Raw genomic sequence first — 12,165 nt, 5'->3', positions numbered from 1 at the left:
ATATTGTTATTATTATCTCAGAAAATGTGATAAATTATTAACGGCTTTGGAAATTGATGGGTTTGACTCAATAATACCTTGATAAATTTTAGTTCTGAATCTGTAAAAATTTCAATCATTATTCCGGTTTTAAATGAAGCCGAAAATATTGGGTTAGTAATTTCTACTATTCAACGGGTAGAAAATATAGAAATTATTATTGTTGATGGGGGAAGTCAGGATAATACCGTTCAAATAGCTCAAAATTTGGGGGTAAAAGTGATATTTACCCATCGAGGACGGGCGCTACAAATGAATGCCGGGGCAAAAATAGCAACGGGGGAGATTTTATTATTCTTGCATGGGGATACCCAATTACCCCTAGGATTTGAAACAGAAATCCGAAAAACATTTATTAATTCTAACATAATTGCCGGAGCGTTTCAATTAAAAATCAATGGTGATCAATTGAGTTTAAGGGTAATTGAAAAAACCGTATTCTGGCGTTCAAAATATTTACAAATGCCCTACGGAGATCAAGCTATTTTTATCAAGGCTACCACTTTTGGGGAGATAGGTGGATTTCCTGAACAACCGATTATGGAGGATTTTGAATTAATCCGTCGTTTAAATCATTTAGGAAAAATTGAGATTTTATCAAGTTCTGTGATCACATCGGGACGACGGTGGCAAAAGTTAGGCGTATTCAAAACTACATTAATTAATCAGTTAATTGTTATCGGATATTACTTAGGAATTTCCCCGACAAAATTAGCTCAATGGTATCGGAGGAAGGCGGGGAATAGGTAATGGGGAACACGGATTTAAGAGGATTTCACGGATTTCACGGATTTTAATCTGTGTTAATCTGCGTAATCCTTTTAAATCCATATAACCTAGCGAGCGAGGACGCTCGCACTACAGCTACACCGATAAAATCAGATTTTGCCATTGTCCTGAAAGAATGTTGACAATTGAGATCGGGTTTTGCTACAATATGACATCGTGCGAATATAAGTTCGTTGCTGCTTTAGCTCAGTTGGTAGAGCGGTTCACTCGTAATGAACAGGCCGTCGGTTCAAGTCCGATAAGCAGCTTTTTGATTTCAAATCCTTGCACAGCCATACTTAGGGCTTAATCCTCTAAACCTAACACTAATAAATTTAATTTATTGTTATTGGTGTTAGGTTTTGCTGCTAAGTCTAGGGAAGAAAGCCCTGAAGGGCTTACTACTTTTAGGAGTGTTAAAAGCCTTTTATCCAAAATTATCAGATACATAACTTTCAGCTAACTTAACAAAATCAACCGTTATCAGACGAATATATCCATCCATAAACGTTTCTCCCTCCTCAAATATTGATTTTTGATTATATCCTGGCAACCAAAAACTACTATGAATCTTTAATTGATTTAAGTATTTAGGAAACTTTTTAACTTCCTTCTGCATCAGATATTCATAAACAAACTGCTTTCTAACACTTCTATTTTTAATTTCTTCTATATTTTTTGAATCCAAGAAATAATAAATATCATAATATTTTATATCAATAATATCAAGATAATTCTCATCCATATCAAAAAATGCTTTGAGAAACGAATCTAACAGCTTGTTGATCTCATTATGAGATTTCTTCCTACACAGAGAATATTCAATAATATTCATCAAGTAATGACGTGGATTATTCAGATAATAGTTTTTTAACTCTTCCTGAAGTTTAATTATTTCTTTGATAAAACTATCTTCAAATAGATCGGGAGATTTTAAATTTTGCAAATCGGTTAAATTATTAACTAGATAAAGATAAAATAAATGTTTAAAGTAATACATTTTATAGATTGCCTCGGCATCTAATTTTTTAGTTTCTATATTCCAAAATGAAAAGAAATATGGGGGTAAGCATTTATCGATTACTAATCCTTTTTTTGATAAATACTTTTTTGAATATTCTGGACGATTTTTATCCATCTTTATTTCATTTTTTATTTCATTTATTTTATTTTGTAGCCAATCAAATGTATGTTCTTTACCTTGTTTAATATAAGCAATATTCACAATATCTGTATTGATATTATAATCATTAATTAAACAGAAGTTAGTTCGATAAAAATAACTATCATTCCAACCTAGACAAGGGTAAATTTCATAATACCTTTTTTCTATTTTATTCAAGATGGATGAAAATAATACTGCATCAGGAACAAGCTGAGAACCATTAATTTTAAATAAATCATTAGATAAACGGAATATTTTTAAAGAATTATTAAAAACATCAAGCGAATCATTAGAGATATAACGTCTATCTAAATGTAGCAGATAATTTAGATTTCCTCTTTTTACTAAAGATTTTATTATATAGGTTAAACACATCGACTCCCAAACCGTATGAAAGTTTTTAATTCCCCAGATTTCACCCTCATCCGTTTGACGAAGCTCGCCATATAGAAATAACTCTATCGCATCATAAAATTGCCAATAGTCAATATCTTTAAATGGAGTATTGTGATCAATTAACTCTAACGCATCTTTTAAACTATCGATGACTTGACTATAATATTGTTCTTCAAATAAACCATAATTTCCCCCAATATAATGTTGTTTAAACTGTTCTGCTAGAGCTTTAATTTCTACGCCAACTTCTTGCTGAAGTTGCTGTTTGATTTCCCATAAAATATAACAGTACATCGCCACAATATCTGTTGACTGAAAGCGAACCTGTTGGCGGGGTAAGTCCATCGAGTCAATATAAGCAGCACCATTCGGTAAAAAAACAGCACGATGTAAAAATTTATGAATTTGGCTATGATCAAAACTGTCTGACCTACCCAGTCGATAAACTAAACTTAAAATCTTGGGTTCATCATGGGCTTTCAATATCCCACTAATCATATCGAGTTTAGAGTAAAAAATATTTTCATCTAACTCGTCATCTTCGCTAATATCTGCACCTTGATGGATTTTGACCATACCATCTCGGTCAGATGTAGTCATATCATTATTGTCTTCTAAATACCCTTTTTCTATACAAATTTTCTTAAATTGGTCAAAGACTTTATAAAGGAGAAAAAATAAATCCCGCTTTGTGTTAAACGTAAAGCGTTGAAGTTCTTCCGATTTATTAGGAAATCCTTTCGGTAGACAAAAACGAATCTGGGAGTTACGCCGTTCTAGTCCAACAAAAGAATATTTTTCATTAACAACCAGTTCAAGATTATTAAAGTTAATCATGTTTATTGAGTTTATATAAATTATCAAAAAATAATGCTTTTCTGTTTAGTTGTCATACAAATACATCAAAAAGACTTCTGTATGTCGAACAAAATCATCATAAGTAATTAACTTAATTTCTTTTTTTACAGCTTTTGAAATAATTTCTTCTAGGGGGTTTTTGTCTCTACCAAAAACACTATCCCAAAGATAGAACATTAGTTTATATTTTACTTGTTCTAAAGGTATTTCTCCCTGTTCATCAGGTTTTATAAACCAAACTCCAATTTGTTTATCCTCAATTTTTCTGATTGTTTTAGAATTTATTTTAATAATATGATTAATATCATTTATAAGTTTAATCCAGTTTAATTTTTCAAATATATATTCTTCTATCTCAATATCAAAGTAACTCGGTATAAATAATATTACTTCTTTCCCTTTGGTTAAATTGGTTTTAAAAATAGCAATTATGTATTCTGCTTCATTGACATCTATTGGAATATATTGCCAATCCCAACGCCTTTTAAATGCGCTATCAAGATAATAAATTGATTCATCAGAAGTATTTATTGTTGCTATTATAGATAAATTTTGAGGAATACTAATTTTGTTTTGCTTGAGAAGCTCTAAAACTCTTAAGCCGTTATTGTTACTTTTATTTTTTAAATCAATTTCTAGTTCTTTACAAAATTTATCAAATGGATTCTCCGTTCCATTCTCATCAATTTTAATTGAACCATCGGTTTTGACCTTGGGATTATATCCCATTGAATTTAGCAGTCCTACTAACTCCATTTCAGAAACATCAACTTCATAACTAGACCAATGATCACTTTCTCGATCTAATAATTGAAAAACCGTTCCAAAGATAGCAGCAGCATTCCCTCGGTTGAGTTCATCAATCACTAATAAGTAATGTTCATTATTTCCCTCTATTAACCCTCGGTAAGCCATCCCCAAGACTTTTAAAAAATGCCCAGGGTAAAACTTATACATTACGTTAGTTCCCTGAGTCAGAGGTAACAGTTTACCCATGAAGTCACCATAGGTATATTCAGGATGAAATACCGTTTTGACCGTATTTTTAAGAATTTTAGTGTCTGAATCAAAAGTTATGTTTAGCTGTTCTTCAGCAATTTCCCGAATTTTGTAGCTTTTCCCTGTCCCTGGACAGCCAAACAGAATTTTTTGAATGGGTTTAATATTGTCGGTCATACGGGGGCAATATTTGCAGGTGAAGGTTAATTTGATCAAGGGTAGATTCGGTTTATTATATCGCATGAGAGCGATTGCTATTTCTTCAAATCTCTGTTGATCAAAATATAGGTGCGTGCGCTAAACCTAACACTAATAAATTTAATTTCTTGTTATTGGTGTTAGGTTTTGCTAATAATTCTGGGGAAGAAAGCCCTGAAGGGCTTACTACTTATTAGAAATCAAGAGCAAAAATTCTCTATTCTACGGTATGACCGACGGCGGCGATCGCTTCTTTAATCTCGGTTTCAGAAGGTGTACCGTTAATATTAACTATCTTTGTCTCTAAATTAATTTTAATATCAGCCTCAGCATCCAAAGATTTAATCGCCTTAGTAACAGTATTGGCACAGGCTTGACAAACCATGGAAGTAACTTTGATTTCAACAGTCATGGGTTTTGCTAGTAATCGAGAGTTCTAATGATTAACTTGCTCTACCATAAAAAATATTAAATGTCAAGTCAATTCGTGATAATCGTTAGTGATCGGTTGTTGGTTATAGCGCTACGCATTAAAGTTAGGACACTTCTAAATTCTGAAACTCATTCACGGCTTACTGTTCCCTGTTCCCTGTTCCCTGTTCCCTAGTGCGTAGCGCTATAACACCTCAACACCAGATCAATGGGTGTTAATTGTTAAAATCTATTAAGATAGAGGGAGGATAATATTGTTTCAGAAGTTAAGCGTAACCCTGCTATGACCTCACAAGTTTTAGTTGAAAAGAAAAAGTTAGAAAAACCTCCCTTTGAGATTCACTATTTAGGCGATCGCGCCTTGAGAACCCCAGCTAAACGAGTTTCCCGCATTGATGATGAAATTCGTCAACTGGTGCGGGAGATGTTACAAACCATGTATAGTGCTGACGGTATTGGTTTAGCCGCGCCCCAAGTCGGCGTGAATAAACAAGTAATTGTGATTGACTGCGAACCCGATAACGCGGCTAACCCCCCTTTAGTCTTGATTAATCCGACTATTATTAAATCCAGTACGGAAATTTCACCCTCTCAAGAGGGATGTCTGAGTATTCCGGGGGTTTATATGGATGTAACTCGCCCGGACGTGGTGGAAGTGTCTTTTAAAGATGAAAATGGCAGACCGCGCACCCTGAAAGCGACGGAATTATTAGGTCGTGCAATTCAACATGAAATGGATCATTTGCATGGGGTTTTATTTGTAGATCGAGTGGAGAATAAATTGGCTTTAAATGAAGAATTAGCCAAACATAAATTTTCACCCAAAGCTGTTAAATCCGTTAAATAATATAGGATAATTCAAGATGGTCGGTACTCCAAAAAGCATGGTTTTATTATTGGGTTCTTGTATAGCTGCGATCGCCTCTGTAGGTTCGGTTTTTGAACTATCTTCAGGAAATCCAGAACTCGGAAGTTTAACCACCAGTGTAATTTTAGCCTTGAGTATTCCTTTAAGTGTGTTTCTGTTTTTTGCCGCCGTTAAAGATGCTCAAATGAATCAAGAATAAATCTCTAGTAGTGAGCCCTTCAGGGCTTACTATAGGAGTCGTGGCTAACGGATGGGGAGGATATCAAAATTAGGATTGTTGACAATAGGTATAGGTAAATGCAGATTACATTTTTAGGTACTAGCTCGGGGGTTCCCACGCGATCGCGCAATGTTTCCAGTATAGCTCTGCGTTTACCGCAACGGGCTGAAATCTGGCTATTTGATTGTGGAGAGGGGACGCAGCATCAATTCCTCCGCAGTGATTTAAAAATTAGTCAAATTAGTCGAATTTTTGTTACCCATCTACACGGCGATCATATTTTTGGGTTAATGGGGTTATTAGCTAGTTGTGGGTTAGCGGGAAATCCTAAACGGATTGATATTTATGGGCCATCGGGATTATCCGAATATTTACAGGGTTGTGTTCGCTATTCCCAAACCCATTTTTCTTATCCGGTTAAAGTTCATACTATTGAGCCCGGAATCATTTTTGAAGATGAGGAATATCAAGTGGTTTGTGGGCCGTTAAAACATCGAGTCCCAGCCTTTGGTTATCGAATTATAGAAAAGGATAAACCCGGACGATTTGACGTAGAAACAGCCCAAAAATTAGGGATTCCCCCAGGGCCAATTTATGCCAAACTGAAACAGGGACAGACCGTAACCCTTAATGGTCGGGTAATTCGGGGTACGGAATTATGTGGCGAAGCCCAAGTCGGTCGTAAATTTGTCTATTGTACCGATACGGTATTTTGTGATGGGGCGGTAGAATTAGCGGAAAATGCAGATGTATTAGTTCATGAAGCTACCTTCTCCCATCAAGATGCAGAAATGGCTTTTCAAAGATTACATTCTACCTCAACAATGGCGGCACAGGTAGCACTAGCCGCCGGAGTCAAACAATTAATTATGACTCATTTTAGCCCCCGTTACGCCCCCGGAAATTCAATTATTTTAGAGGATTTATTAACAGAAGCTAGAGCTATTTTTCAAAATACAGACATGGCTTATGATTTCCTCACCCATACAATTCCCCGTCGTCCCTCCCCGTAGTAAGCCCTTCAGGGCTGTCTTCATTCCCCGCCGTAGTAAGCCCTTCAGGGCTTTCTTTATTTCTCTAGTTTTTGGAATCAGAATGAGTCCTGAAGGACTCACTACGCAATACTGGAATCAGAATGAGTCCTGAAAGACTCACTACAAACTTGACATTCCTAAAAATTTGAGCCAAATTGGGAACAACCTTTCGTAGAGAAATCCTTGAAACAGGTGGATTCGATTTATTTATGAAAAAAATATTAATTCTCTTAGCCAATCCATCAGATACAAGCCAATTACGTCTGAATCAAGAAGTTAGCGAGATCCAAAAAACCCTGAGACAATCTAACCATAGAGACGAATTTGAAATTATTCCAGTTGGAGCCGTTCAAGTGGATGATTTACAACAAACTCTCTATGATTATAACCCTACAATTGTTCACTTTTCCGGTCATGGTGCGGGAAAAGATGGATTAGTGTTAGAAGATAGTTCGGGTCGGAGTGTATTGGTGAGTGAGGACGCTTTAGCTCGATTATTTAAAGCGTTTCAAACTCAAATTGAATGTGTCATTCTGAATGCTTGTTATAGTGAAATTCAAGCTAACGCTATTCATCAACATATTGATTGTGTTGTCGGTATGAATCAAGCCATTGGAGATCAAGCTGCGATTAAATTTGCAGTGGGATTTTATCGAGCGTTAGGAGCCGGAACTTTCTATGATCAATGTTTTGAATCCGGTTGTACTTTAATTGATTTAAAAAATATTCCAGAATCCAATAAACCTCAACTCAAATTCAGACCGAGACGCACAAATTTAGCTGAAATGTCTCAACCAAAATCTGAGGACGTGATCAAACCTCCTCAATCTTTTGATAACTCTATATCTTTGGATGATATTAATATCAGTAGTAATAATAGTCCTGTAGCTTTTGGAATTGTAGGACGGGATCAGAAGATCAACCAAAGTTATACCGTAACCACCAATAGCAACAATTCTAATTTAGAAGCAGCGTTATCTGCATTAGCCAAACTGAAACAAGATATTGCTCAAACAGAGGCGTTAAATCCAATGGAGAAAGCAATGGTTGAAGTTCCGATCAAAATGATCGAAAGCGAATTGCAAAAACCAGAGGCGAATAAAACCTTAATTAATCAAGCAGTTGTTGCTCTTAAAAAAGGATTAGAAGGAGTAGAAACCCTGGCTGAACCTGTGATAAAAGTCGCAGCAATATTAGCAAAAGTTTGGATTTGATTTCTAGGGTGCATTTATTTTAAAACAACAGTTTTTAAGCAAATTTTGAGTGCAGAAATGAACGAACAACCCCCATTAAATCAAAATCAAAGTGCCGGAGATCTCAATATTTCTGGTAACGAAAATCCGATGGCACTTGTCACGACAACGGGCGATGCAAATATTAATCAGTCCCGTACTATTATTTATAATTATTATTATCGAGAAGAAAGCGTTATCACCTCTCTTGAGGCAGGTACAGAGGATAATTTACCTTGTCCGTATCAAGGATTGTTTCATTTTGGGCCGGAAAATGCCGAATATTTCTTTGGGAGAAGCGTCTTTATAGAAGAACTATTTCAAGCAACGGAAACCAAGAATTTTATTCCTCTTTTGGGAGCATCGGGAAGTGGTAAATCTTCCGTAGTTTTGGCGGGATTAGTCCCTAAATTAGTGAATATTGGGCATTGGAAATTTACTCGTTTTCGACCGGGTAAAGACCCATTTAATGCCCTAGCTCAAGCGTTAGTTCCTTTGTACGCACCTAATCTTAATCAAACAGAACTCATCGCCCAAACTCGTCAATTAACAGAACATTTTCAAAACAATACGATTCTATTATCCGATGTTTTTTCCCAAATTCAACACAATCATCCCCAGGATAGAATTTTACTCATTGCTGATCAATTTGAGGAACTCTACACCCTTTGTCACGATGAACAAACCCGTCGCCAATTTGTGGATAGTTTATTAAATGCTTTTGAATCTTCAACCCATAAACCGCCCTATTCAACGGTATTAGTTACCACAATGCGAACTGATTTTTTAGGAAATGTATTATCCTATCCTCCCTTAGCAGATGTTTTGCGAACTGGAGATATTAAAATCCGTTCTATGAATACCGAAGAACTCACAGAAGTGATTGAGAAACCCGCCCAAAAATTAGGCGTTGATTTTGAAGGGGGACTCGTTGAACGCATTCTCAATGATGTGGATAAAGAACCGGGAAATTTACCCTTATTAGAATTTGCTTTAACGGAACTTTGGAAAAAACGTACCCGCAAACAATTAACCCACAATGCTTATGAAGAAATTGGGGAAGTTTCGGGAGCATTAACCCGTTATGCCGATGAAAAATATAGTAAACTCAGTGAACAAGAACAACAACAAGTTCGACGAATTTTTGTACAATTAGTTCGTCCGGGTGAGGGAACATTAGACACCCGACGAGTAGCAACGAGAGCAGAATTAAACGAAACTAATTGGAGTTTAGTTAAAGAATTAGCGGATGCGCGATTAGTCGTTACTAATCGTACTATTATTAGTCAGGATAATTCCCAACAACAGATTAATATTCAAGGACAGGAAACCGTCGAGGTTGTCCATGAAGCATTAATTCGGAATTGGGGTCAACTCAGAGAATGGATGAATACTGATCGAGAATTTCGCACCTGGCAAGAAAAACTTCGGGGGGAGATGCGTCAATGGCAGGAAATGAAAAAAGATCGAGGAACTTTGTTGCGCGGTGCACCTCTACTAGAAGCGGAAAAATGGTTACAGAAACGCTCAGATCAACTCAGCTTAGAGGAGCGAGAATTTATTAACCAAAGCACTGACCAGCGAAAAAAACAAGAATTTCTAAGTAAATTAGGTATCGGAAGTATGGCAGTTGCTCTTCTTGTGTTAACTAGCTGGTGGATAATAACTAAACAAAATGCTGAGATTAGAGACATAAGTACATCATCACAATTGATGTTGCAATCTAATCAACAATTTGATGGTTTAATCCAAAGTTTAAAAGCTGTACGGAAGTTGAAACAAGCATTTTGGTCAACAATTGATAGTCGAATTCAAGTTATTATGACTTTGAGACAGGGTGTTTATGATGTTCGAGAGTTGAATCGTTTAGAAAAACATCAAGGTGAGGTGACAAGTGTTAGTTTTAACAAAGAGGGTGAAATTCTGACTTCAAGTAAAGATAAAACCATAAAAATATGGAGCAAAGAGGGTCACTTACTCCAAGATTTTAAAAATGCTCATAGCGATACGGTTTGGAGTGCAACTTTCAGTCCTGATGGTCAGACAATAGCATCTGCTAGTGCTGATAAAACTGTTAAACTTTGGAAAAAAGATGGAACTCTGCTTCAGAAATTGGATCATAATAGTCCTGTTTATGTCGTGAGGTTTAGTCCTGATGGGAAAATAATTGCTTCATCGGATAAAGGTGGCAATATTAAATTCTGGAACTTGGATGGTGAACCGTTGAAAACGATTGAGACTAAACAAAATTCGGTTTGGAGTATAAGCTTTAAAGATAATAAAACCCTTGCCACGGGTGGTCTTAATAGCACGGTTAAATTTTGGAGGAGTAAAGATGACACATTCAAAATTGTAGAAGAATTGGGGACTCTCAAAGGACATGGCCCAGGAGGAGTCTGGAGTTTAGATTTTAGCCATGATGGAACAATGTTAACAACAGGAGGCCGTGATGGTACGATTAAACTCTGGCGTAAACAAAAAGAAAATAAGAGCAATGATTGGATTAAAGGTCTGAATTTTACCATCAATGAAAAAACTTTGGAAGATCTGTGTAATAAGCAAGGTACAGACAGCCAAAATGGAATTAAATATAGTTGTCTGAAACAATCTGGAGATTTTGTTAGAGGAATCAGTTTTAGCCCCAAGGATCAGATTATTGCAGGTGGGACTTGGGACAAACAAGTTATTCTTTGGTATTGGGATAAACCTGCTATAACAACTGAGACTTTTAAGGGACATGGAAATGGGATCTGGGCTGTTAATTTCAATTATGATGGCAAAATTCTTGCCTCTGCTAGTGCTGACAATACCGTGAAATTATGGAACATAAAAGAAACTCCGCAGGCGTTTGGAGGAGGAAACTATTCTATTTGGGATATCAGTTTCAATCGTAAAGGTCAGACTATTGCTTCAGCCAGTGAGTGCAAAATTGTTAAACTCTGGGATATAAATGGCAAGGTTACAACAGAGTTAATAGATCCTAAGTTGAGTCAATCACCAGACCCCAAATGTGACGAGCGCACGAAGCGTAGCCATACTGAAAAGGTTAGAGGAGTAGCTTTTAGTCCTGACGGTCAAATGATTGTTACTGGGAGTTGGGATTGTACTGTGAAATTATGGGACTCTGAGGGTAATTTTATCAAAACTTTAATAGACCCTTCAATAGAATCTAAAAAGAAAACTTGTAGTGATCAATCTAGTCACAGCAACTATGTTCAAGGTGTAGCTTTTAGTCCTAATGGTGAAATGATTGCTTCAGCAAGTTCTGACAAAACAATAAAACTTTGGAAAAAAGATGGCACTTTGATAAACACCCTTGAAGGTCACGAAGGATCAGTTTATAGAGTTAGATTTAGTCCCGATGGTAAGATGTTAGCTTCAGCTAGTGCTGATAAAACAATTAAACTGTGGAACCTCAAGACGGGTAAATTATTAAAGACTCTTACGGGTCATAAAAACTTAGTAAGAGATGTGAATTTTAGCCCAGATGGAACAAGAATTGTCTCTGCTAGTCACGATCAAACTATTAAAATTTGGAATAATCAGGGTAAACTCCTAAAAACTCTTTATGGACATTCAGGAGAAGTTGAGAGTGTAAGTTTTAGCTCGGATAGTCAAATAATAGCCTCCGGTAGTAACGATCATACTATCAAGATTTGGAGTCGGGATGGTGTCTTACTGAATACTATCAATGTTTATATAGGGCCGATTTATTCTGTTAGCTTTAGTCCAGATAATAAAACCCTTGCTGCTGGTAGTGATGATGGTAGATTAAGATTATGGGATATAGATCTTGATCAATTAAAAGAAAAAGCTTGTAATCAGGTGGGGAATTATTTGCACAATCCTGATGCTAATGTTGATGAAAGTGACAGACATCTTTGTGATGGTATTGATACTGAGTTTAAAAAAACGCCTTCTAATTAATATTCAATAGTCTACGCTGGTTTGTAACC

General features: G+C 36.1%; 9 protein-coding genes and 1 tRNA gene. 7 read left to right on the top strand and 3 right to left on the bottom strand.

The genetic code is table 11. From position 1 onward, the window contains the following. The first annotated feature begins 78 nt into the window (after positions 1-78). Together NMG86_RS00440 and NMG86_RS00435 are read left to right on the top strand one after the other, a co-directional pair. Entirely contained in the window at positions 79-789 is a 711-nt protein-coding gene (locus NMG86_RS00440) for a TIGR04283 family arsenosugar biosynthesis glycosyltransferase (RefSeq protein WP_337587923.1), read from the top strand. Positions 790-1,003: 214 nt separating this feature from the next. Then, positions 1,004-1,076: transfer RNA gene (locus tag NMG86_RS00435), tRNA-Thr, on the top strand. Between the two features lie 158 nt (positions 1,077-1,234). Here NMG86_RS00435 and NMG86_RS00430 read toward each other — a convergent pair. The 3 genes from NMG86_RS00430 to NMG86_RS00420 all read right to left on the bottom strand — a co-directional run bounded on the left by NMG86_RS00430 (position 1,235) and on the right by NMG86_RS00420 (position 4,835). Continuing rightward, positions 1,235-3,205, bottom strand: coding sequence for a hypothetical protein (locus NMG86_RS00430; protein ID WP_026796756.1), 1,971 nt, complete (start codon positions 3,203-3,205; stop codon positions 1,235-1,237). A gap of 45 nt (positions 3,206-3,250) precedes the next feature. Next, a complete protein-coding gene (locus tag NMG86_RS00425) occupies positions 3,251-4,402 on the bottom strand; it encodes a restriction endonuclease LlaI (RefSeq protein ID WP_026788193.1) in 1,152 nt (383 codons plus the stop codon). A 238-nt stretch (positions 4,403-4,640) separates the two neighbouring features. After that, positions 4,641-4,835 carry a heavy-metal-associated domain-containing protein gene (locus tag NMG86_RS00420; RefSeq protein ID WP_026788192.1) on the bottom strand — a complete coding sequence of 65 codons (195 nt, stop codon included), beginning with the start codon at positions 4,833-4,835 and terminating at the stop codon, positions 4,641-4,643. 303 nt (positions 4,836-5,138) lie between these two features. On the opposite strand from NMG86_RS00420, the gene def reads away from it, so the two are divergent. The 5 genes from def (at position 5,139) to NMG86_RS00395 (ending at position 12,136) form a co-directional block, all read left to right on the top strand. Continuing rightward, positions 5,139-5,702: a peptide deformylase gene (def, locus tag NMG86_RS00415; RefSeq protein ID WP_026788191.1), complete on the top strand. Its 564-nt coding sequence runs from the start codon at positions 5,139-5,141 to the stop codon at positions 5,700-5,702. Between the two features lie 16 nt (positions 5,703-5,718). Beyond that, entirely contained in the window at positions 5,719-5,922 is a 204-nt protein-coding gene (locus tag NMG86_RS00410) for a hypothetical protein (RefSeq protein WP_026788190.1), read from the top strand. A 98-nt stretch (positions 5,923-6,020) separates the two neighbouring features. Further along, positions 6,021-6,956 (top strand): ribonuclease Z, encoded by a 936-nt coding sequence (locus NMG86_RS00405; RefSeq protein ID WP_026796755.1) that lies wholly within the window; start codon positions 6,021-6,023, stop codon positions 6,954-6,956. A 230-nt stretch (positions 6,957-7,186) separates the two neighbouring features. Continuing rightward, positions 7,187-8,191 carry a CHAT domain-containing protein gene (locus tag NMG86_RS00400; RefSeq protein WP_026796754.1) on the top strand — a complete coding sequence of 335 codons (1,005 nt, stop codon included), beginning with the start codon at positions 7,187-7,189 and terminating at the stop codon, positions 8,189-8,191. 57 nt (positions 8,192-8,248) lie between these two features. After that, positions 8,249-12,136, top strand: coding sequence for a WD40 repeat domain-containing protein (locus NMG86_RS00395; protein ID WP_026798751.1), 3,888 nt, complete (start codon positions 8,249-8,251; stop codon positions 12,134-12,136). Positions 12,137-12,165 lie beyond the last annotated feature (29 nt).

Source organism: Planktothrix rubescens CCAP 1459/22, from assembly GCA_904830895.1.
In the GTDB taxonomy this organism is placed as follows: Bacteria; Cyanobacteriota; Cyanobacteriia; order Cyanobacteriales; family Microcoleaceae; genus Planktothrix; species Planktothrix agardhii.
This window is presented reverse-complemented; position numbering and strand designations above follow the sequence as displayed.